Here is a 22,729-nt window from a genome sequence, read left to right as displayed (position 1 = left end):
ATGAACAATATAAATTATAAAAGAATTCCTTCTCATATTGGAATTATTCCTGATGGAAATAGACGTTGGGCTCAAAGTAATAATAAAGAAAAACATGAAGGTTATGAGTTTGGTGTTGAACCTGGTATTAAATTATATGATACTTGCTTAAGTTTAGGAGTTAAAGAGTTAACCTTTTATGGATTTACAACTGATAATACCAAAAGACCATCTTCTCAAACCAAAGCTTTTCAAAAAGCATGTGTAGATGCGGTATTTTCTCTAGTTAATAAAGATGCCAATATATTAGTTGTTGGAAATAGTGATTCATCTGTTTTCCCTAAAGAATTGCTTCCTTATGCTAATAAGCGTGTTAATTTTGGAAAGGGACTTATTAATGTAAACTTCCTTATTAATTACGGTTGGAGTTGGGATCTGAACTATTGTCTAACAGATAAAACTCGAGGTAAAAAAACTTCAGAGATAATAAATTCTTTAGCTTCATCTGAAATATCTAGAATTGATTTAATTATAAGATGGGGTGGGAGAAGAAGACTTAGTGGATTTCTTCCTGTTCAATCTGTTTATTCTGATTTTTATATAATAAATGATTATTGGCCTAATTTTAAAACTGATCATATATATGACGCATTAAATTGGTATGATACTCAAGATATAACTTTAGGTGGCTAAAATAATAAGGATGATGCAAAACTAATTTTTATTAATTCTGCATCATCCTTATACTCTATATCTATTTTCTAAAGTAATTCTTTTATCTTTCCTTCTAGGCTTAACGGAGTTGTAGTTGGTGCATATCTGTCAATAACATTACCATTTTTATCTATTAGAAACTTAGTAAAGTTCCACTTAATGCTTTTTCCTAATATCCCACCAGTTTGTTCTTTTAAGTATTTAAATACAGGATGAGTATTTTCTCCATTAACATCAACTTTTTCAAATACATCAAAGGTTACTCCATAGTTTATTTCACAAAAGTTCTTTATCTCTTCATTACTACCTGGCTCTTGTTTTCCAAACTGATTACAAGGGAATGCTAAAACTTTTAGCCCTTGATCCTTATATTTTTTATGCAATTCTTCTAGTTCTTTATATTGAGGTGTAAATCCACACTTACTTGCAGTATTAGCTATTAATAACACCTCACCCTTAAACTCTTCAAAATTTCTCTCTTTTCCCATTGAATCTACAGCTTTAAAATCATATATATTCATATTAACCAACCTCTCCTTATAAAATTAAATTGTGTACAATTAAATTTTATAGCTTTTATATTCCATTGTCAATAAAAAAATTAAGCCAGAATGATATCATTCTGACTTTATTATTTCAAACTTAGATTAATCTATTCAACTATTACAGCAGTTCCAGAAACTGTTACCATTAACATACCTGAACTAGCTCCTAAAACCTCGTAATCTACATCGATTCCTATAACTGCATTTGCACCCATTGAAGCAGCTCTTCTCTTAAGCTCTTCCATAGCTTCTCTTCTAGCATTTATAAGTTCATCTTCATATGTTTTAGATCTTCCACCTACTAAGTCTCTTATTCCTGCCATAAAGTCCTTCACAAAGTTTACTCCAGTGATTACTTCTCCGAATGTTACTCCCAAATACTCCTTTACTACTTTTCCCTCAATATTGTTAGTTGTTGTTACTATCATAATACCCTCCTTTAATTTTAAATAACTCTTTATGAGTTATTTATTACTCTTATTAATGTTATTATATCATCAATAAATTCCTTGTCAATATCTTTCTATAAGTATATGTAATTTATTATTTTATATAATAAAAAGACACTCTTACGAATGTCTTTTAATATACTCAATCTAAAAGTTTTTAGCTACTGCAACAACATCTGCTTTTGCTTTATCAAATATCTCTTCTGCCCTATCAGGGTTTTGAGCAATCCCTTCAACATGGAATACACTGACATCTTCTATACCTACAAAGTTTGCTACAACTTTAATATAGTTTGAACCATGTTCAAGATTTTCTATTGGTGTCTCAGAGAATTTAGTTCCGCTAGCTTGAATGTTCAATAATTTTTTACCTTTTAATAAACCTACAGGTCCATTTTCAGTATATTTAAATGTTTTTCCTGCTATACATATAGCATCTATATATGCTTTAACCATTGGAGGTATTGAGAAATTCCATAAAGGTGTTACAAATACATATTTATCTGCTTCCATAAACTGATCAACTATTTCACCTAATCTTATTATTTTGTTCTTTTGACTTTCTGATAGACTTTCAAAAGCTTCACCTTTAGCTAAAGAGTCCCATGCATTAAACACTTCTTTATCTAACATTGGTATATTATCTTCATATAAATCAATCTCTATGATTTCATCTTCTGGGTTAACCCCTTTATACTCATTTAAAAATATCTTTCCTACTTGTAATGACTTTGATTTTTCCTCTAATTGTGCATTTCCTTTAATATATAATACTTTACTCATTTCTATCTCCTTTATAATCATAATTGATAATTATTTTCACTTACTTTATGTAAGTATATTATCAAATTTCACATGCTTTTGTCAAGTAATAAAAAAAAGAAATGCACTGTGAAATTTTACAATGCATTTCTTCTTTTAGTTATTAGAATAATTTAATCCCCATATGATTCCGTTTATGTCAGTAACTACGGCATGATAAGCTCCCCAGAAAGTTTTTTGCAATTCAAACTTTACAAATCCCTTATTTTTCAATAGTTCGTATATTTTATTTATTTCTTCTTCATTTTCTAATTCAAGCAATATATTTACGTTTTTACTATCGTGTTCCTCACTTAATATATCAACTAAATATATTATGCAGTTTTCATTAATATGTAACTCAGAATGAATGATTTTACCCTCTTTACCTTTAAACATAGGGTTTCCGTCAGCTAATTGAACATTTTTTATTTCTCCACCAAAGATCTCTTTGTAATACTCTAATGCCTCTTTGCAGTTATCTACAAAAATTTCTGGAATAATATTTTTCATTTTTTTAGCTCCTTTGCCATATCAAATTACTTAATTATATATTAACAAAGCTCGTCCTATTAATCAATAATTCATCATTTATTTACATAATCAATAAAAATATGCTACATTATTTAATCTTTTATTGAGTTTATTTTTATATAATTTAAAAAAGAGAGAAATCTAATCATAAAATTTAGATTTCTCTCTTTACTTATTATTCTGCTAAATAGCTGTCTACTTCTTTAGCTACAGCTCTACCTTCATTTATAGCCCATACTACTAAGGACTGACCTCTTCTTGAGTCTCCAGCTGCAAAAACTTTATCTACATTTGTTCTAAAGTTTCCATAACCTGCTTTGACATTAGTTCTTGCGTCTAGTTCAACTCCGAAAGCATTTGAAACATAGTCTTGAGTTCCTAAGAATCCCATTGCTAATAATACTAGCTCAGCTTTCCATTCCTTTTCGCTACCTGGTACTTCTACAGGCATAAAAGCACCTCTATCATTTTTTTCCCATTTAACATCTACAGTGTTAACCTTTGTCAGATTGCCTTCGCTATCTCCTTCAAAACTCTTAACATTTATAGCATATTTTCTAGGATCTTCTCCATATTTTGCTTCAAATTCTTGTTGACCGTAATCAACTTTAAGAATTCTTGGCCATTGTGGCCATGGATTATTATCAGCTCTTTCTAAAGGTGGTTTATTCATAATTTCAAATTGAACAAGAGATTTACATCCATGTCTTAATGAAGTTCCCACACAGTCTGTTCCAGTATCTCCACCACCAATAACTATTACATTTTTGTCCTTTGCTGAAATAAAGTTGCCATCGCTTAAGTTAGAATCTAATAAACTCTTAGTGCTAGCTCTTAAGAAATCTACAGCAAAGTGTACACCATTAAGCTCTCTTCCTGGAGCTTTTAAATCTCTTGGATTTGAAGCACCTGTAGCTAGAACTACAGCATCAAAATTATTTAGAATATCTTCTGCTCTATAGTCATCTCCTACATTTGCATTAGTTACAAACTCTACTCCTTCTTCCTTCATCAAGTTAACTCTTCTATCTATAACAGATTTATCAAGCTTCATGTTTGGAATTCCATACATAAGAAGTCCACCTATTCTATCGTGTCTTTCAAACACAACTACATTGTGTCCTCTCTTATTTAAGGAGTCAGCTGTTGCAAGTCCTGCTGGACCTGAACCTATTACAGCTACTTTTTTACCGCTTCTTACTTTTGGAGGTTCTGGTTTTATTAAACCCTCCTCAAATGCTCTATCAATAATTGATCTTTCATTCTCTTTTATTGTAATAGCCGGTCCGTTAATACCTGCTGTACATGCAGCTTCACATGGAGCTGGACATACTCTTCCTGTAAATTCAGGAAAGTTATTTGTTTTTAAAAGACGTTTAAGTGCTAATTTCCATTTACCTCTATAAATAAGGTCATTCCATTCAGGTATAAGATTATTTATAGGACATCCTGAAACCATACCATTTATCAATATTCCAGATTGACAAAATGGTATACCGCAATCCATACATCTTGCGCCTTGCTTTTCTTGCTTTTCCTTAGGTAGGAGTTTATGAAATTCTTCGAAGCCTTCCAACCTTTCTATAGGATCAATGTTTTTACCTTCTTCTCTTTCAAATTCTAAAAATCCTGTTGGTTTTCCCATAATACTTCCTCCCTCCTACTTGTTAATCCTAGTATTTTCATAAAATGCAGCTATTAAAGCTTCTTCACCTTTAAGCCCTTGCTTCTCTTTCTCTTTTACAATAGAAAGCATTCTCTTATAGTCGTGAGGCATAATCTTATGGAATTTAGGTAAGAACTCATTAAAGTTTTCTAATATTGATTTTCCTTTATTAGATCCAGTGGCTTCTACGTGTTCTTCAATTAAACCCTTAAGCTCTTCTATATCTTCTTCACCTAATTCTTCTACTGCAATCATTTGTAAGTTAACTTTATTCTTAAAGCTTTCATCTTCATCAAGAACATAAGCAACTCCACCACTCATACCTGCACCAAAGTTTAGTCCTGTTGATCCTAAGATAACAGCTCTACCTCCAGTCATGTACTCGCAGCCATGATCCCCTACTCCTTCAACTACTGCTGTAGCTCCAGAGTTTCTTACGCAGAATCTTTCTCCTGCTATACCATTTATAAATACTTTTCCAGAAGTTGCTCCATATAAAGCAACATTTCCTATTATTATATTCTCTTCAGCTTTAAACTTACTATCTTTTGAAGGATAAACTACAAGCTTACCACCTGATAATCCCTTACCTAAGTAGTCGTTAGAATCTCCTTCTATTTTTAAAGTAAGCCCCCTAGGTACAAATGCGCCAAAACTTTGTCCTCCAGATCCATTACATTTTATAGTTATTGTATCCTCTGGAAGTCCTGAGGCATCATATTTTCTAGTTATTTCTGAACCTAATATAGTTCCTAAAGTTCTATTTATATTAGTTATATCAACTTCTATATCAACTTTATTTCCATTCTCTAGAGCATCTTTAGCTAACTTTAAGAATAATTCACTGTCTAAAACTTCATCTAATTTATGAGAATAAGCTTTGTCTGCTTTAAAGCTTATAGCCTTCCCTTTTTCTAATTGTGGAGCATTTATGATTGAATTTATATCAACTTTCTTTGCTTTCCAACCCTTAATATCTTCTTTAGCTTTTAACTTATCGAATCTACCAACCATTTCATCGATACTTCTAAAGCCAAGCTTAGCCATGTATTCTCTTAACTCTTCAGCTATGAATCTCATGAAGTTAACTACGTAATCAGGTTTTCCAGCAAATCTTTTTCTTAGCTCTTCATTTTGAGTTGCTATACCTACTGGACATGTATCTAAATTACATACTCTCATCATTACGCAGCCTATAACTACTAATGGAGCTGTAGCAAATCCAAATTCTTCTGCACCTAATAAAGCTGCAATAGCTACATCTTTACCAGTCATAAGTTTACCATCAGCTTCAACTACTACTCTTTCTCTAAGGTTATTCATAACTAGAGTTTGATGAGCTTCTGCAAGTCCAAGCTCCCATGGTAATCCTGCATGTTGAATAGATGTTCTTGGTGATGCACCAGTTCCTCCATCATAACCTGATATAAGGATAACATCTGCTCCACCTTTAGCAACTCCAGCTGCTATAGTTCCAACTCCACCTTCAGAAACAAGTTTAACAGATACTCTTGCTCCTGTATTAGAGTTTTTAAGGTCATATATTAACTGTGCTAAATCTTCTATTGAGTATATATCATGGTGTGGTGGTGGCGATATTAAACCAACCCCTGTAGTTGATCTTCTAGTTTTAGCAACCCATGGGTATACCTTACTAGCTGGAAGTTGCCCTCCTTCACCTGGTTTTGCTCCTTGAGCCATTTTTATTTGTAACTCTTTAGCATTTACTAAGTATTCTGAAGTAACTCCAAATCTACCTGATGCTACTTGTTTTATAGCTGAATTTCTAGAATCTCCATTTTCATCTAGTATCCATCTTTCTGGGTCTTCTCCACCTTCACCAGTATTAGATTTTCCACCTAATCTATTCATAGCTATAGCTAAAGTTTCATGTGCTTCTTTAGATATAGAACCATAAGACATAGCGCCAGTTTTAAATCTCTTAACAATTGAATCCACTGACTCTACTTCATCTAAAGGTACTGATACCCCTGAGTAATCAAAGTCAATTAATCCTCTTAATGTTAATGTACTTTCTTCTTGGTTTAATAAAGAAGTATATTCTTTAAACAATCTATAATCAGCTGTTTTTGCAGCTTCTTGAAGCTTGTGAATTGTTAGAGGATTATACATATGTTCTTCTTGATTACTTCTAAACTTGTGGCTTCCCACTGAATCTAAAGTTAAATCTAGAGTAAGTCCTCTCTTATCAAATGCAGTTGCATGTCTTAATTCAGCTTCTTTTTGTATATCCTTTATCTCTATTCCACCAATTCTACTTATAGTATTAGTGAAGTATTTATCTATTACCTTGTCTGCAATTCCTAGAGCCTCAAATATTTGTGCTCCTTGGTAAGATTGTATAGTAGATATACCCATTTTAGATAATATCTTAACTATTCCCTTAAGTATTGCTTTATTAAAATGGTAGACACCTTTTTCATAAGGAATTTCTAATAACTCTTCCTCAATAAGTTCTCTTATAGATTCATATGCTAAATAAGGATTTATAGCTGAAGCTCCAAAACCTAATAACGTAGCAAAATGATGTATTTCTCTTGGTTCTCCACTTTCAAGTATAAGAGCTAAGGATGTTCTTGCACCCTTTCTTACTAAATGATGATGAAGAGAAGAAACTGCTAGTAGTGATGGAATAGAAATATTATTTTTATCTACTCCTCTATCACTAAGTATTAATACATTATATCCATCCGCAAATGCTTTATCAGCTTCATTAAATAAACCTTCTAAAGCTTCTTCTAAAGCATTTTCACCTTTATTTTTATCAAACAATATGCTTAAAGTCTTAACCTTAAAGCCTTCTCTGTTTATATTTTTAATTTTTAAGAAGTTTTCATTTGATAATATTGGAGAACTAAGTTTTATTTGTCTACAATTTTCTTTAACATCTTCTAATAAGTTTCTTTCTGTACCTAAGAAAACATCTGTAGCTGTAACTATTTCTTCTCTTATAGCATCTATTGGAGGGTTAGTAACCTGAGCAAATAGTTGCTTGAAGTAGTTGAATAACGGTTGAGGTTTTTCTGATAATACAGCAAGCGGAGTATCTATACCCATAGCTCCTAGAGCTTCTTCTCCCACTTCTGCCATCTTTAAAATATTATTCTTTAAATCTTCATAAGAATAACCAAAAGATTTCTGAAGTTTCGCTCTTTCTTCTGGTTCTATAGCCTCATCCTTAACTTCTATATCATCAATATCTTCTATATTTATAAGATTTTCTTTTAACCATTCTCCATAAGGATTTTCTTTAGCATACTTATCTTTTAATTCCTTATCATCTATTAATTCACCCTTTACAGTGTCAACTAATAACATTTTACCTGGAGTTAGTCTATTCTTTTCAACTACCTTATGAGGCTCAACATCTAATACCCCTACTTCAGATGAAAGTATTAAATAATCATCATCTGTTACATAATATCTAGCTGGTCTAAGCCCATTTCTATCTAAAACGGCACCTAATTTTTCTCCATCAGTAAATACTATGGCAGCAGGACCATCCCATGGTTCCATCATAGTAGCATAATATTCATAAAAATCTCTTTTTTCCTTACTCATAGTTTCATTTTTAGCCCATGGTTCAGGAATAGCCATCATTACAGCTTTTGGCAAGTCTCTACCATTCATTAATAAGAATTCTAAGGTATTATCTAAAATGGCTGAATCTGATCCTTCACGATCTATTATAGGCAACACCTTACCTAAATCTTCACCTAAGTATTTTGAGACAAGTTTTGCTTCTCTTGAGTGAACTTTATTTACATTACCTCTTAATGTATTAATTTCCCCATTGTGTATCATATATCTGTTAGGATGTGCTCTCTCCCAGCTTGGGAATGTATTAGTACTATATCTTGAGTGTACTAATGCTAAAGATGATTCTACTTTAGCATTTCCTAGATCTCTATAGAAATCCTTAAGCTGAGTTGCTAAAAGCATTCCTTTATAAACTATTGTTCTAGAAGAAAAAGATGGAATGTAGAAAGTCTCTCCATGAAGTAAAGTATCTTTAAGAGCCTTTTTCTCAACTTTTCTTCTAACTACGTATAATTTTCTTTCGAAGTCTATACCCCTATTAACTTCTTCTGGTCTTTCAACAATTGCTTGAAGTATGTATGGCATACAAGAAAGCGCAGTTTCCCCTAAATCCTTAGAATTTACTGGCACCTTTCTCCACGCTAACAATTTAACTCCCTCTTCTTTAAGAGTTTCCTCAAAAAGAGTTTTTGCTTCTATCCTCATAGTTTCCTTCTGAGGTAGGAACACCATTGCTACTGCATAATCTCCTGCTTGTGGCAGAATTACTCCAAGTTTTTGGGCTTCTTGTTTGAAGAATCTATGCGGTATTTGAAATAATACTCCCGCACCATCTCCTGTGTTTTCTTCTGAACCTATTCCACCCCTATGTTCCAAGTTGATTAAAATGTTTAGAGCATCCTCTAAAACCTTATGTGTCTTTATTCCTTTAATATTAGCAACTGCACCAATTCCGCATGCATCATGCTCAAAACTAGGATTATATAATCCCATTTTCTCTGGATAATTTTTGTGCATTTATAGCCCCCCCTTAGTTTATTAATATCGCCTTTGATATCATTGTAGGAACAAACAGCGAGTAACTATATCATAAAATATAGCACTCGCAAAATCAATTAAAAAATAAGTTAAATTGTTGGGGTTTACTGGTAAAGAAAGTTAAGTTTCTTGGGCAAGAATTGCCTTTGCAACTTCACTCATCTTTTGTCCATTATTCATACTTGTCTTCTGAATGTATCTAAAAGCTTCCTTTTCAGAAAGTCCTTTATTCGTCATTAAGATTCCCTTTGCTTTTTCAACAAGCTTCCTATCTTCAATGCTGTGTTCTAACTTCTCAACTTGTTCTCTAAGCTTCATTATTCTTCTTTGACTTTGAAAGATTAAATCAACAGCATTTAATAGAACTGGTTTAGATATAGGATTACTTATGCAATATATATCCGTTTCTTCTTGAACGAAGGATTTGTAGGGTTCATTTACTATAGCCAAGAATCCGCATATATCACCTAGATTACTACTAATATCTATAATTGTCATTTCAGAAAGCTTATAACTCATTATTATTAAGCTAGGAGATTCTTGCATGGCTCTTCTTATTAAATCATTAGCTGAAGTACATACTCCAAGTACTTCGTATCCTTCATTTCTTAAAATAATCTCTACCTTTTTAGCTGTATCAATATTGTTTAAGGCTATAATTATTCCTCTGCGAAAGTCCATGGCAAACTCACCTTTTTTCTGATTAATATTTCTTGATATAGTTGTCAATTTCCCATTGGTGAACGCTTATAGCATAATCTTTATATTCAGAGGATTTAGCCTTTAAATAAGTGTTAAATGCATGTTCACCTAATGTTTTTCTCACCAATTCACTTTCTTTCATATATTTAATGGCTTCTTCTAAGCTTCCTGGTAACGAATCTATTCCTTCTGCTTCTCTTTCATCTTCATTCATCTTAAATATATTCTTTTCAGCAGATGGTGGAGGTGTAAGATCTTTCTTTATTCCTTCTAGACCAGCTGAAAGCAATGTAGCTAATACTAAATATGGATTTGAGCTTGGATCTGGACATCTTAATTCTACTCTTGTTCCAGCACCTCTTGAAGCTGGTACTCTTACTAGACATGTTCTGTTACTTCCAGACCATGCTATATAAACTGGTGCTTCATAACCTGGAACTAATCTCTTATATGAGTTAACTAAAGGATTAGTTATAGCTGCTATTCCCTTAATATTATCAACAAGACCTGCTATAAAACTGTATGCAGTTTTACTTAAACCTAATTCTCCATTCTCATCAACAAAAGCATTTTTTCCATCTTTACTTAATGACATATTAACATGCATTCCTGAACCATTAATTCCATATACAGGTTTAGGCATGAATGTAGCATGCACTCCATGTCTTTGAGCTATTGTTTTAACAACTAATTTAAAAGTCATTATATTATCAGCTGTTGTAAGTGCATCTGCATACTTAAAATCTATTTCGTGTTGTCCTGCTGCAACTTCATGGTGAGATGCTTCTATCTCAAAGCCCATTTCTTCTAATGCAAGACTCATATCTCTTCTAGCATTTTCTCCTAAATCTACTGGTCCTAAGTCAAAGTATCCAGCTTCATCGTGAGTTACTGTAGTAGGTTCACCTTTTTCATCTGTATTAAATAAGAAGAATTCACATTCTGGTCCAACATTCATGCTGTAACCTAACTCTTCAGCTTCTTTTAATACTTTCTTTAATATATTTCTTGGATCTCCTTCAAATGGAGTTCCGTCTGGTCTATAAACATCACAAATTAATCTTGCAACTTTACCTTGTTGAGGTCTCCATGGGAAAATAACGAATGTATCTAAATCTGGTCTAAGATACATGTCTGATTCTTCTATTCTTACAAAACCGTCTATAGAAGACCCATCAAACATACACTCATTATTTAAAGCCTTTTCAAGTTGACTATCAGTTATCGCAACATTTTTAAGTGTTCCAAATAAATCAGTGAATTGAAGTCTTATAAATTTAATACCATTTTCTTTAACGATATTAATAATATCCTCTTTAGAATACTTTGCCATAATATACTCCCCTTTTCGCATTAATTATTTGCAAAATTACATATGCAATAAAACGGCGCACTACTAGAAATACTTTTAAAAATTTGTAAGTAACTCTGTAGAACACCGTTGTTCGACTAAATCTTGTTAATATTATATTCTCATACTATTAAAAAATCAACTGTTATTTTTTGTTTTGTTTAAATTTATTATTCTAACCGTATACTTTTGATAATATGCATCTGATTTCATTAATAATATGTTAATACCATACCTATTTAAAGTTATGATACCATATTATTTAATATACATTCACTTACTGAATCAACTACATAGTCTACATGCTCTTTTAAGCTTTCCTCTGAGCTTGTAAAAGTAAAGGAATTTCCTGCGACTTTAAACATTGATAAATCATTCCATGAGTCTCCTATAGAGTAAACTCTGCTTGCATCTATTATCTCTTTTTCCATAATCATTTCTAAGGCATTTCCTTTTGAACAACCTACCTTAACTATATCTATATATCTAGTATTTCTATAAGCTACAAGATAATCCCCATACTTTTTATTGATATCATCACAAACTTCTTTAATATAGGCTGCATCCTTCCCCTGAAACTCGAAGCAAAGTAATGATACCTTGTCATCTCCTAACTCTACTAAGGTATCTATACTTTTCATGCTAGGAACCTTAAAATTTTCAAAACCTCTACCTACTATATAAGTAGTAAACCCAGTTTCTAGAGCCACCCCAGTAGTTCTATGTCTAAAATCCTTAATAACTGAATCACATATATTTAAATCTAACTCCTCGCTATGCATTAGATTTAAATCCTTATCAAAAATAAGTGCTCCATTTAGTAGAACAAAGTAGTCCGCTGTTATGTCATATTTACTTTTCAAAAACTCTACTCCATTGTAGGGTCTTCCAGTAGTAATTGCTATAGCGTGTCCTAGTTCTTCTAGTTTTTTTACTGCCTTAATATTATCATCTGTAATATCAAAACCCTCTACTAAAGTTCCATCTAAATCAGTAGCTAGCATTTTTCGCATCAACCATACCCCTTATCTTACAGTATTTTATCAGTTTCAATTATAACATACACCATAACTAAATATCATTAGTTTCGTTATTAAACTGGCTAAAGTACATATTGTAATATACACCTTTTTTATCTAATAGTTCATAATGATTTCCACTTTCTAAAATTTCCCCGTTTCCAACAACAAGTATATTATCTGCATCTCTAATAGTACTTAATCTATGCGCTATAATAAAGCTAGTTCTTCCCTTCATTATATTTAACATACCTTTTTGAACTTGCTTTTCTGTACGAGTATCAACGCTACTTGTTGCCTCATCTAAAATCAATATAGAAGGTTTAGATAACATAGCTCTAGCAATAGTTATAAGTTGCCTTTGACCTTGGCTAAGGTTACTTCCCCCTTCTACAATTTTAGTTTCATATCCTTCTGGAAGTCTTTTTATAAAACTATCTGCGCAGGCCAATTTTGCTGCTTTTTCTATTTCCTCATCTGTAGCCTTTGGATTTCCATAACGTATATTATCTTTTATACTTTCACTAAATAGATAAGTATCTTGAAGTACTATACCAAATATATTCCTCAAACTGTCTCTTGTATATTTACGTATATCTTCTCCGTCTATTAATATACTTCCATCCGTAACCTCATAAAATCTAGTAAGTAAACTTATTATTGTGGTTTTTCCAGCTCCTGTAGCTCCAACTAAAGCAGTAGAACTTCCCTCCTTAGCACTAAAACTTATGTTTTTTAATACACTTATATCTTTTGAATATCCAAAACTCACATTATTGAATACAACTTCACCCTTAGGATTTGTTATCTTCTTAGATTCCTCGCTATCTACACTCTCTTCATTTTCATCTAAAATCTCAAATACCCTCTCAGCTCCAGCCACTGCAGATTGCAAATTATTAAATATACTTGCCAAATCATTTAAAGGTCTAGAGAATTGTCTTGAATAACTTAAAAAACTGGCTATTAGTCCTACAGTTATAAGTCCCTTAACAGCAAGTATACCTCCAACAGAAGCTACAGCCATAAAACCTATATTATTTATTACATTCATGATAGGCATTAAAAATCCTGACCAAATCTGAGCCTTTAATCCAACCTCACAAAGTCTATCATTAATCCCCCTAAAGGAATCCATAGCTTCTTTTTCACGATTAAAAGCCTTCACTATATCAACTCCGGATATGGTTTCCTCTATATATCCATTTAAATTTCCAAGCTCAACTTGTTGCTTCTTAAATAAAACCTTAGTTTTACTGGCTATTACTTTTGTTAACCCTCCTACCAAAGGTACTGTTATTAAACTTGCAAGTGTCAAAATCGGGCTTAAAATAAGCATCATTATAAATGACCCTAATATTGTTATTACTCCAGACATTAACTGAGTAGTTGAGCTAGAAACAGTACTACTTACATTTTCAATATCATTAGTAAGTCTGCTCATAACTTCTCCATGGCTGTGAGTATCAAAAAAGCTTATAGGTAGCTTATGCAGTTTAGAAAATAAATTTCCTCTTAACTTTCTAACAATTCCTTGAGATATTTTTGCCATGATTCTACCTTCAGCAATATTTATTCCTCCGCTTACTATATAAGAAATAAGTAAAACAAATATCACTATTATTAAACCACTTGAATTTTTAGTCCCCTGAAAATCTGCCATATAATCAATAGCTCTACCTATTAGATATGGTGCCATAAGTCCTATAAAGCTATCTATTATTATTAAACTAAATATAACTACAAGGGATCTTTTCTCACTAGAAATATATCCAAAAATTCTTTTTAGAGTTCTCTTAAAATTCTTAGGTTTAGCTTTAGGAGCAAATCTATCCATGCCTTTTGTAGTTCTTCTTCCAGATATATTTATGGAAGGTATTTCGTCTATCTTCTTATTTTTTTCTCCCATTATATTAACTCCTTCCCAATCTGAGAATTAAATATATCCTTATACACACTGCAGCCATCCATAAGCTCATCATGAGAACCTAAACCTGCTATCTCTCCATCATCAAGTACCAGTATATTATCTGCTTCTATTACTGATGTTATTTTTTGAGATATTATTATAGTAACTAAGTCTTTTGAGAACTTCTTTAATCCTTCTTTTATTTTCTTTTCAGTAGTAACATCTACAGCACTAGTTGAATCATCTAATATCAAGATATGAGGTTTTTTAATTAGCGCTCTAGCTATTGATATCCTCTGTTTTTGTCCTCCAGAGAGATTCACTCCACCTTGACCGAGTTTTGTGTCATATCCTTTTGCCTGTTTTAATATAAATTTATGAGCCTCTGCTAATGAAGCTGCATTTATAACCTCTTCCATAGTAGCATCAGCCTTCCCCCACCTTATATTATCTACTATACTTCCTGTAAATAATAAAGAAGCCTGAGGAACTATAGAAATCCTATCTCTTAAACTTTCCATAGAAATATTCTTTATATCAACTCCATTGATTTTTATCTTTCCCTTAGTAACATCATAAAATCTAAGGAGCAATTTAACTAAAGTGCTCTTCCCAGAACCCGTAGACCCTATTATTCCCAAAAGCTCGCCAGAATTAATATTAAGGCTGATGTTTTTAAGAGCAGCTTCCCTAACTCCCCCACTATAAGTGAAGCTTACATCTTCAAAACTTATTTGTAATTCTCCCTTTTTAACTTCTTCATCCCCATTTTCTATAGTTGGTTCTTGATCAAAAACTTCAACTATTCTCTCAGAAGATGCTCTGGCTTTAACAAACATATTAAACACAAAGGTCATGGTCATAAGAGAAGACAGTATTTGAGTCATATAATTTATAAATGCCATAACTGCTCCGACCTGTATACTGCCGTTATTTATCTTTATATTACCTAGCCAAAGCACTGCTATTATTCCAATATTAACTGTAGCCGTAATAGTTGGACTAAATATGGCTATAGTCTTCATAGCCTTAGTAGAAATATTAAAAAGTTCATCATTTTTCTTACCAAATCGTTCTTCTTCGTATTTAAACCTATTAAATGCTTTAACAACTCTAACCCCAGATAAATACTCTCTTATATTACTATTAACATTGTCCAAAGATTTTTGTATCTTTCTAAAATTAGGGTATCCTATCCTCATATTTAAAATTATTATCCCAATAACGAGTGGAATTATTATTAAAAAAATTACTGATAAAGATAAATTTAATCTAGAAGCCATTATTAAGCTTCCTATACATAACATAGGCGCCTTAACAAAAACCCTCATCATTCCATTTACAAACATCTGCACCTGATTAACATCATTAGTAAGTCTAGTAACCAATGAAGCTTTATCAAAATTATCTATATTATCAAAGGAAAAACTTTGAATCTTCTCATACATATCAACTCTTAAATCTCTCCCAAACTTTTGAGATACATGACTTGCTATTATACTCCTCATAGTAGCTCCTATAGCTCCCATAAGAGTCACTCCAAACATAATTAGCGTATTTACTAAAACATAATCCATATTTCTACTAGCAACGCCTTCATCAACTATCTTTGACATTATAGTTGGCTGCATAAGATCACAAATGGCCTCTATGGATAGAAAAAATAATGCTATAATAAATGGTTTTTTATATTTTTTTATATACTTCTTATAATGCTTCAAAAACTTCATCTCCATCTTTATTTAAATAAGCAAACCGTTCAATATAAATTATAACTCAACCTCATGGAAAACTATGCCTAATTTTCAAAATCTGTTATTACTTTTAATTTAAAAATTATCTTAATCTTCACAAACACTATACTAATTTAAATCTATTTTTAGCCAGTTAAATTGTTAACTGCTTAACTGGTTAACTTCTTATATTCTTAACTGGTTAACTGTTTTTCTGTTTTTCTGTTTTTTTAATATTTAAGTTTTTATTAGCTAGAATGTCTTTGATGAAGCTGAGGAAGAAGGAATCTAATGACGCTTGAGAAGAAACTCCTATAAATTAGTATTTTCTAAATTATAACAACTTTGTAACAAGCTCATGTTAAAATATATTTAGTATAATTTGAGAGGTATTTGTTTATGAGAGAAAAGATTATTGTTGTTGAGGATGAATTTTATATAAATGATATTTTAACTACTGCTTTAGAGGAAGAAAAATTTCAAGTTTTAAGTCTTTTTAATGGAGAATCATTAAAGGAAAACTTAATGGATTTTGCTCCAGATATAGTTCTTTTAGATGTTAATTTGCCAGATATAAATGGATTTGAGTTGTGCAAATACATAAATAAAGAACTTAGTATTCCTATAATTTTAATTACTGCTAGAAATGACGTTGTTGATAAGGTTCTAGGCTTAGAGTTAGGGGCTCATGATTATATAACTAAGCCTTTTCATATAAAAGAAGTTATAGCTAGAATTAGAGTAGCCTTAAGATCCACAACTAAATATTCTTCTATATTCACAAATGATTTATCAAACCAGCCTGTAGCCATAAGCCCAGTGCTAAAGGTTGATTTTGATGGCAGAATAATTCTTAAAAATAACGAGGAGATAAAACTGAATCCAAAAGAATTTGAAATTCTCTCTTTACTTTCTAAAAATAGAAATAAAATTTTCACTCGTGATGCTTTATTAAACACTATTTGGGGTTATGAGTATTTTGGAGAAGATAGAACAGTTGATGTTCATATAAGGAGACTTAGAGCTAAAATAGATACACCTGATTTTTCTCATATAGAGACTGTATTTGGTGTTGGATATGTAATGAGGTAATTTATGAAAAGTATAAAAAGCAAAATAACCTTGTGGTTTATGTGTTTATTTATTATTTTTTCCATTGTGCTTAATTTATCTATAAGATTTTTTCTTAAAAATGATTTTGAAAAAAACACGACTAATTCAATGAATAATTTAATGATAAATTCAAGAGAATTAATAAAAAACAAACTTTTATTAAAAGATTCTTATTCTAACTCTGATTGGATTGATGTTGGCTCTGAGGTTTTATGGGATATAAAAAAACTCTATAAAACCTATGGAAGCCTTTATTCTTCAGATAATAAGAACTCCTTAACCACCACAAATAATTCAGAAGAGGATATATCATTAATTAATGAAGCTTCACAAAACAAAGCTGTAGTAAAACTATATAGAGTTAAAAACACCTACACAGCTTCAATTTCCTATCCTATTTATATAAATGATAAAAGTGATTATACTCTTTATTTAACAAAAGATTTTAGTGAAAATTATTTGGATTATATAAAAATATTAAATATTATAACTTTGCTTCAAGTTTTTTTGGGTATTCTAATACTTTTGATTACATATCTAATCTCTTCTCGTATAACTAAACCTATATCCTCATTAATTAAAGGCGTTAAAGAAGTTTCTTTAGGTAATTTTGATTATTCTTTTGAATCTTCATCTTCAGATGAAATAGGGATATTATCACAAGAATTTTCTAATATGAAAAAAGAGATAAAAAAACAATTAGAATATCTTATGAAAGAAAAAGAAAATGCACTACTTCTTCAAAAAAGTAAAAATAACTTCTTTAATAACGTAACTCATGAGCTTAAAACTCCCTTAACTACTATATCAGGTTATAGTCAGTTATTGCTTTCGCCCAAGGTAGAGGATAAGAATTTTAGAGTCAGAGCTATAAATGGTATCTTTCAAGAAAGTGAAAGAATGCATTCCTTAATAGTGGAGCTAATAAATATATCTAAAAACTTAAATAATCCACAGAAAGAATTAATTCCAATAGAATTATCCACATTTATATCAAGAATTCTTGATAACCTAAAAATTAAGTGGAAAAATAAATCTTATTTACTAAGTCTAGATATGGGGGATACATTAATACTGTCAGATACTGAAAATATCACTTCATTATTAACAAACATCTTAGATAACGCCATAAAATATTCTCTAGATAATGGAGTTATATCCATAAATCTAAAAACTCAAGATAACTTAGTTTATTTAACAGTAGAAAATTCTTATGAAGGCTCTACTTCATTTGCAAAAGACAAGCTGTTTGAACCTTTTGTTAAAGGTACTAACTCAACAGAAGACAGCAATGGCCTAGGTTTATATATATGCAAGGAGATAGTTCATTCATTAAATGGAGAAATCACCATAGAACTAACTGAAAAAAACTTTAAGCTTATAACAACTTTTCCTTCTTTCTGTAATATCTCTGAAACAATTTAATTAAGTTTTGTAACTACTAAAAGTTATCATGAAAATAACACTGAAAGGGGGAAATTTTATGTTTAAAAACAATCTATTAAAAGTTATTACAATATCCATTTTAATCTCTTCTTTATTTTTAACTAGTTGTACAACAGAAGAAAAGACAGTTACTTTACAGGATGATGTTCAGAAGGTGAGTAATGAATTAGATGAGGATGGTAGGATATTTGCTAAGGTTAGGGATTTAGACATGCCCCAAATAGATGGATCTTCTATAATCTCAGTTGCAAATGACTCTTCTCCTGTATTTTTTAGACAGTTTCTTAAAGATTCAAATGAGCTTTATGATGATTTATTTACCTTAAATTCAGATAACTCTATTAATTTAATAGAAAATCTTTCAGTCAACATTTATAAAGATTTTAGTAATATACTTATTACTTATTTTAAAGGTACTGAATTATGGTCATATGATATTAATAAAAAAGAAAAGAGTCTAATTATTAATCTTCCTGATATAAAAGATGATTTATCAACATACCCACATAAATTATATGGTAACAATGACTATGTAAGTATATTATCTTTTACTCCATCCAGAGATACTTATAAAAGTATTATTCGCATAATAGATTTAAAATCTGGTAATGTTTATAGCAGTCCTCTAATGGAAGACCAAGGTATTTCTCCAGAAATTTTTTATAGTGAAATAACAAGCAAATTCTATACATCATCAATTACCTCACAAAATATTATGGAATTTTCACTCGATAACATGATCCCTAGGAATATTTTAGACATTTCAAAGATGGGCGGCTATAATTTTCAATTAAGTGATAAAGGAGACTATATTTATCTCCCTCAAAAGGATAAGTCTAACGGAGATCTATATCTCAGTAAATTTGATTTATTAACTAGAAAAGATACTTCTTTACTAAAAGTATCTCCTAAAGAATCTACTGACAAGTTATCTTGGATTAATTTTTATACAACAGATAATACTATCATATATGCATTTACTTACGATACCTCTTGCTATGAATCAAAGTTTTATGCAGCAAATATATCTGAAGATTCATTAACTAATACACAACTTCTGTATAGTTCTATCTATGGAGAGAAAACCAACCTATGGTTTCACTTAAGTGAAGATGGAAGTAAACTTATCACCGCTAAATATACTTCTCAAACTTCTGAACAAGATAAAGTTGATAAATCTACCATAACAACTAGCTATTCACTTTACGAAAAAACAAAATAACATCATTAATTTACAAAATAATCTCAAAAACTAATTTTTTCTTAATTCTTACACTAAAAACTTTAAGTTACAAATCTATAGTTCTATAATTATAAATGATTAAAGTAATGTCAAGTGGAGGAAATTATGAAAAAAAACAAACTATTTGTCTTAATGATATCAATTATAATGCTAACTTTAACTTTAATATCTTGCTCTAGAAACACAAAAGAGGATACTAGTAGTAATGAAATAAAAGAAGAGGTTAATAAAGAAACCACAAAAAATGAAAATACTAGCGATTCTAATAAAGAAGAAACTACTTCTAATTCTAATAAATCTTCTGAAAAACCCTCTTCTCCTATAACTAATACTGACGACACTAGTACATCTTCTAAGCCCTATTTCGGAACCTGGGTTGTAAGTAAGAAAATTGCAACTACTCCAGTGTATGCTATGTCTGAAGATAAGATAAAGTTTTATATAGGAAAAGAGCTTTATTTAACAGAAAAAAAGGTATCTTTTGATAAGGAGAATCTAGTTAATCCTACCTTTGAAGAAACTACTTTGTCTGATAGTGATTTTAATTCAGAAAACAAAGTTTCTTTAAAAACTATAGGAATAAGCTCAGCTTCTGTTAAAAAGGTTGATGTTATTCAAAATGTTAATTCTAACTGGGCTTCTTTTTTTGGAAACACCTTTTATGTTAAAGACGACAATACTTTGATAACTTTATGGGACGGAATATTTTTTGAGTTAAATAGAAAATAAGAAACAAAAAAGAAATCCACTTAATTTATGGATTTCTTTTTTACTCTATTTAACAAACATCTCAATTAATGTACCTAAGCCTTTTTCAAGATTTCTTAACTTCTCTTTGTTTATAGACTGAAGATATAGGCTTTCTAGTTCTAGCATATATTTTTTACCTAGGGCTAGGTAACTTGTTGCTTCTTTTATTTTTTTAGTATATTCTTGTTTAATATTTTCAATATCGTCTTTATATTTCTCTTCAGTTCCTGGATAAACTAGTTCTTCATAGGTATCTACAATCTCATCTGTATGTCGTTCTGCTAGATATTCATGAGGTCTAGTACTATCAAAAACTGCAATACTAAGTTCTCTAAGAACTATCATATCATAGCTTTTAGGATCAAATCCACAATGATAAGCTTCAATATCATATCCTCTTTTTTCAGCTTCATTTAAAAGCTTTCCTAATATAGTTGATTTTCCTGTGCCTGGTCTGCCCTTTATAAGGTACCTCTTCCCAACGTTTCTAGTAATGCTTGGTATAAAATCCTTTGGTCCATCCGGAGTCGCTGCTCCTAAAAACCTATGCACAGTTTTTGATTTCTTATTTAAGTTTGTTTCTGCTAATATTCTAATTATTAATTCCTTTGCAAAATCATCTGCTCTACTAAAATCCATGTTTTCTATATATATTGCTTCCCATTTATCATGAATTTTAAGTCCCTCCCTAAATGCAACATGAGCTTTTTTTATTTCTTCCTTCATTAATACTTTTAAGTTTTCTATATTTTTGTGCCTTTTTTTTAATGAGTTTTCATCCATAATTTGAGATAAGTCTATATATTGTTTATCTTTTTTTATACTCTCAAGTTTTGTTCCGTATATAGGGTTTCCATCAATAAAAGCCACATTCCCATTAGGAATAACTACACCTTCTACATATTCATCTCCCATGTAACTATTTATAAGTTCTATCTCGTAACCTTTTGCTAAATAGGCTTGTGCAATATTTTTTATAACCGATGTCTTTATCACCTGGGGAGCATTTCTTATAACATATATGTCCTTTATATTTTCTAATATAGAGTCATAGTAATTCACGAACCCTCGTGCTGTATTTCCTCCCCCATAGTAATTAATAATATTAGGTGTCATACGACCACTTCCTCTTTATCGTTCTTTGGTACATATTTCCATAATATGCGAAAACACAGAGGATAGTGATGGTTAGAGGTTTCTATAACTACAAATATTTCTTCATTTTTTTATGAGGAATTCCAGCTTCTAAATAAACCTCAGATATTTCTTCAAATCCTACTGATTTATATAAAGCTACTACATACTCTTGTGCAGATAATATTATTTCTTTTTCTTTATAAACATCCTTTATATATTCAATGGCTCTATTCATCATTTCTACAGCTAATCCTCTTCTTCTATAGCTGTCTAAAACCAAAACTCTTCCTATTGAAGGGGCATCATAACTTATTCCTTTTGGTATTATTCTGCTATAAGCTACCACTCTATCATTATCTACACAAAATATATGTGCACATTTTTTATCAACATCATCAAAGTCTTGTTCATCTATTTTCTGTCCGCAAACAAAAACTTCAAACCTTGATTTAACTATCTCATAAAGTTCATTTATACTTAAATCTTTAAATTCTTTTATATACCATTTCATATTTTCAAACCTCTTTTCATATGCTTTATTTGTATCCGTTTATTGATATCTGGATTTAACTGATGTACAATATATATTGTAATTCTTCTTAAACTGAATTAGAAGAGCTTTTCTCTTTTAGTTGACTTTAGGAATTAGTTATATAGTTTCATTCTAATTGCAAGGAAGTTTCTAAGCAAAAGGATTAATATGACAACTGGATTAATTAAATTTTTGTTTTTTCCTAGTTTGTTAAAATTTTAACCCTCTGCTGACAGAGGGTTTTATTTTTTGGAGGTAATTATGGAAAATAGAGTCGGTGTAGTTGCCATTGTTTTAGATAACTTAGAAGCTGCTCCTTCTGTTAATGAAATACTTCATGACTATGCCAAGATAATAGTAGGCAGGATGGGTATTCCCTATAGAGAAAAAGGGGTATCTGTAATTTCTATTATTGTTGACGGCACAACGGATGAAATAGGTGCTTTAACAGGTAAGCTTGGAAGAATAAAGTACGTTCAAGTTAAGTCTGCTATTACAAAGAAGTAA

Annotated in this window: 19 protein-coding genes; 6 read left to right on the top strand and 13 right to left on the bottom strand. The window is 30.8% G+C overall.

The window, feature by feature from the left end:
* Positions 1-672, top strand: a complete 672-nt coding sequence (locus BUA92_RS21565) for an undecaprenyl diphosphate synthase family protein (RefSeq protein WP_073022705.1) — start codon at positions 1-3, stop codon at positions 670-672.
* A gap of 68 nt (positions 673-740) precedes the next feature.
* Here the strand turns inward: BUA92_RS21565 and BUA92_RS21560 are convergent, their stop codons facing one another.
* The 11 genes from BUA92_RS21560 to BUA92_RS21510 form a co-directional block, all read right to left on the bottom strand.
* Positions 741-1,214, bottom strand: coding sequence for a glutathione peroxidase (locus BUA92_RS21560; protein WP_073022704.1), 474 nt, complete (start codon positions 1,212-1,214; stop codon positions 741-743).
* Between the two features lie 131 nt (positions 1,215-1,345).
* On the bottom strand, positions 1,346-1,666 hold the full coding sequence (locus BUA92_RS21555) for a heavy metal-binding domain-containing protein (RefSeq protein ID WP_021803823.1): 321 nt from the start codon (positions 1,664-1,666) through the stop codon (positions 1,346-1,348).
* Between the two features lie 168 nt (positions 1,667-1,834).
* Entirely contained in the window at positions 1,835-2,470 is a 636-nt protein-coding gene (locus BUA92_RS21550; RefSeq protein WP_073022703.1) for an FMN-dependent NADH-azoreductase, read from the bottom strand.
* Positions 2,471-2,605: 135 nt separating this feature from the next.
* On the bottom strand, positions 2,606-3,001 hold the full coding sequence (locus BUA92_RS21545; protein ID WP_073022702.1) for a VOC family protein: 396 nt from the start codon (positions 2,999-3,001) through the stop codon (positions 2,606-2,608).
* A 196-nt stretch (positions 3,002-3,197) separates the two neighbouring features.
* Positions 3,198-4,667: a glutamate synthase subunit beta gene (locus BUA92_RS21540; protein WP_073022701.1), complete on the bottom strand. Its 1,470-nt coding sequence runs from the start codon at positions 4,665-4,667 to the stop codon at positions 3,198-3,200.
* Positions 4,668-4,682: 15 nt separating this feature from the next.
* The gene (gltB, locus tag BUA92_RS21535) at positions 4,683-9,266 is read right to left on the bottom strand and encodes a glutamate synthase large subunit (protein WP_073022700.1); all 4,584 of its coding nucleotides are present in this window, start codon (positions 9,264-9,266) and stop codon (positions 4,683-4,685) included.
* A 141-nt stretch (positions 9,267-9,407) separates the two neighbouring features.
* The gene (locus tag BUA92_RS21530; RefSeq protein WP_021803828.1) at positions 9,408-9,968 is read right to left on the bottom strand and encodes an ANTAR domain-containing response regulator; all 561 of its coding nucleotides are present in this window, start codon (positions 9,966-9,968) and stop codon (positions 9,408-9,410) included.
* A gap of 22 nt (positions 9,969-9,990) precedes the next feature.
* Positions 9,991-11,322 carry a type I glutamate--ammonia ligase gene (gene glnA, locus BUA92_RS21525; RefSeq protein ID WP_073022699.1) on the bottom strand — a complete coding sequence of 444 codons (1,332 nt, stop codon included), beginning with the start codon at positions 11,320-11,322 and terminating at the stop codon, positions 9,991-9,993.
* 263 nt (positions 11,323-11,585) lie between these two features.
* Positions 11,586-12,353: an HAD-IIB family hydrolase gene (locus tag BUA92_RS21520; RefSeq protein ID WP_073022698.1), complete on the bottom strand. Its 768-nt coding sequence runs from the start codon at positions 12,351-12,353 to the stop codon at positions 11,586-11,588.
* A gap of 58 nt (positions 12,354-12,411) precedes the next feature.
* Positions 12,412-14,268, bottom strand: a complete 1,857-nt coding sequence (locus BUA92_RS21515) for an ABC transporter ATP-binding protein (protein ID WP_073022697.1) — start codon at positions 14,266-14,268, stop codon at positions 12,412-12,414.
* Positions 14,268-15,998: an ABC transporter ATP-binding protein gene (locus BUA92_RS21510; RefSeq protein WP_073022696.1), complete on the bottom strand. Its 1,731-nt coding sequence runs from the start codon at positions 15,996-15,998 to the stop codon at positions 14,268-14,270. The genes BUA92_RS21515 and BUA92_RS21510 overlap by 1 nt, the downstream gene beginning before the upstream one ends.
* 402 nt (positions 15,999-16,400) lie before the next feature.
* Between BUA92_RS21510 and BUA92_RS21505 the strand changes: the two genes are divergently transcribed.
* From BUA92_RS21505 to BUA92_RS21490, 4 genes are all read left to right on the top strand, one after another.
* Positions 16,401-17,093: a response regulator transcription factor gene (locus tag BUA92_RS21505; protein ID WP_073022695.1), complete on the top strand. Its 693-nt coding sequence runs from the start codon at positions 16,401-16,403 to the stop codon at positions 17,091-17,093.
* A gap of 3 nt (positions 17,094-17,096) precedes the next feature.
* Positions 17,097-18,539 (top strand): sensor histidine kinase, encoded by a 1,443-nt coding sequence (locus BUA92_RS21500; protein WP_073022694.1) that lies wholly within the window; start codon positions 17,097-17,099, stop codon positions 18,537-18,539.
* A 58-nt stretch (positions 18,540-18,597) separates the two neighbouring features.
* Positions 18,598-19,782, top strand: coding sequence for a hypothetical protein (locus BUA92_RS21495; protein ID WP_073022693.1), 1,185 nt, complete (start codon positions 18,598-18,600; stop codon positions 19,780-19,782).
* A gap of 126 nt (positions 19,783-19,908) precedes the next feature.
* The gene (locus BUA92_RS21490; RefSeq protein WP_073022692.1) at positions 19,909-20,532 is read left to right on the top strand and encodes a hypothetical protein; all 624 of its coding nucleotides are present in this window, start codon (positions 19,909-19,911) and stop codon (positions 20,530-20,532) included.
* 45 nt (positions 20,533-20,577) lie between these two features.
* Here the strand turns inward: BUA92_RS21490 and BUA92_RS21485 are convergent, their stop codons facing one another.
* Both BUA92_RS21485 and BUA92_RS21480 read right to left on the bottom strand, forming a co-directional pair.
* Positions 20,578-21,669, bottom strand: a complete 1,092-nt coding sequence (locus tag BUA92_RS21485; protein ID WP_073022691.1) for a hypothetical protein — start codon at positions 21,667-21,669, stop codon at positions 20,578-20,580.
* An 88-nt stretch (positions 21,670-21,757) separates the two neighbouring features.
* Positions 21,758-22,201 (bottom strand): GNAT family N-acetyltransferase, encoded by a 444-nt coding sequence (locus BUA92_RS21480; protein WP_073022690.1) that lies wholly within the window; start codon positions 22,199-22,201, stop codon positions 21,758-21,760.
* Positions 22,202-22,483: 282 nt separating this feature from the next.
* Here BUA92_RS21480 and BUA92_RS21475 point away from each other — a divergent pair, with 282 nt between their 5' ends.
* Positions 22,484-22,729: a TM1266 family iron-only hydrogenase system putative regulator gene (locus tag BUA92_RS21475; RefSeq protein WP_021803840.1), complete on the top strand. Its 246-nt coding sequence runs from the start codon at positions 22,484-22,486 to the stop codon at positions 22,727-22,729.

This window comes from Clostridium intestinale DSM 6191 (genome assembly GCF_900130055.1).
Lineage (GTDB): Bacteria > Bacillota > Clostridia > Clostridiales > Clostridiaceae > Clostridium_T > Clostridium_T intestinale.
Note: the sequence above shows the minus strand (reverse complement) of the source record. Positions and strands in the feature narration are given on the sequence as shown.

Bases quoted from the DNA above. Each gene is read 5' to 3' on its own strand.
- BUA92_RS21565 (WP_073022705.1), top strand. From the start codon at position 1: ATGAACAATATAAATTATAAAAGAATTCCTTCTCATATTGGAATTATT.
- BUA92_RS21560 (WP_073022704.1), bottom strand. From the start codon at position 1,214: ATGAATATATATGATTTTAAAGCTGTAGATTCAATGGGAAAAGAGAGA.
- BUA92_RS21555 (WP_021803823.1), bottom strand. From the start codon at position 1,666: ATGATAGTAACAACAACTAACAATATTGAGGGAAAAGTAGTAAAGGAG.
- BUA92_RS21550 (WP_073022703.1), bottom strand. From the start codon at position 2,470: ATGAGTAAAGTATTATATATTAAAGGAAATGCACAATTAGAGGAAAAA.
- BUA92_RS21545 (WP_073022702.1), bottom strand. From the start codon at position 3,001: ATGAAAAATATTATTCCAGAAATTTTTGTAGATAACTGCAAAGAGGCA.
- BUA92_RS21540 (WP_073022701.1), bottom strand. From the start codon at position 4,667: ATGGGAAAACCAACAGGATTTTTAGAATTTGAAAGAGAAGAAGGTAAA.
- gltB (WP_073022700.1), bottom strand. From the start codon at position 9,266: ATGCACAAAAATTATCCAGAGAAAATGGGATTATATAATCCTAGTTTT.
- BUA92_RS21530 (WP_021803828.1), bottom strand. From the start codon at position 9,968: ATGGACTTTCGCAGAGGAATAATTATAGCCTTAAACAATATTGATACA.
- glnA (WP_073022699.1), bottom strand. From the start codon at position 11,322: ATGGCAAAGTATTCTAAAGAGGATATTATTAATATCGTTAAAGAAAAT.
- BUA92_RS21520 (WP_073022698.1), bottom strand. From the start codon at position 12,353: ATGCGAAAAATGCTAGCTACTGATTTAGATGGAACTTTAGTAGAGGGT.
- BUA92_RS21515 (WP_073022697.1), bottom strand. From the start codon at position 14,268: ATGGGAGAAAAAAATAAGAAGATAGACGAAATACCTTCCATAAATATA.
- BUA92_RS21510 (WP_073022696.1), bottom strand. From the start codon at position 15,998: ATGAAGTTTTTGAAGCATTATAAGAAGTATATAAAAAAATATAAAAAA.
- BUA92_RS21505 (WP_073022695.1), top strand. From the start codon at position 16,401: ATGAGAGAAAAGATTATTGTTGTTGAGGATGAATTTTATATAAATGAT.
- BUA92_RS21500 (WP_073022694.1), top strand. From the start codon at position 17,097: ATGAAAAGTATAAAAAGCAAAATAACCTTGTGGTTTATGTGTTTATTT.
- BUA92_RS21495 (WP_073022693.1), top strand. From the start codon at position 18,598: ATGTTTAAAAACAATCTATTAAAAGTTATTACAATATCCATTTTAATC.
- BUA92_RS21490 (WP_073022692.1), top strand. From the start codon at position 19,909: ATGAAAAAAAACAAACTATTTGTCTTAATGATATCAATTATAATGCTA.
- BUA92_RS21485 (WP_073022691.1), bottom strand. From the start codon at position 21,669: ATGACACCTAATATTATTAATTACTATGGGGGAGGAAATACAGCACGA.
- BUA92_RS21480 (WP_073022690.1), bottom strand. From the start codon at position 22,201: ATGAAATGGTATATAAAAGAATTTAAAGATTTAAGTATAAATGAACTT.
- BUA92_RS21475 (WP_021803840.1), top strand. From the start codon at position 22,484: ATGGAAAATAGAGTCGGTGTAGTTGCCATTGTTTTAGATAACTTAGAA.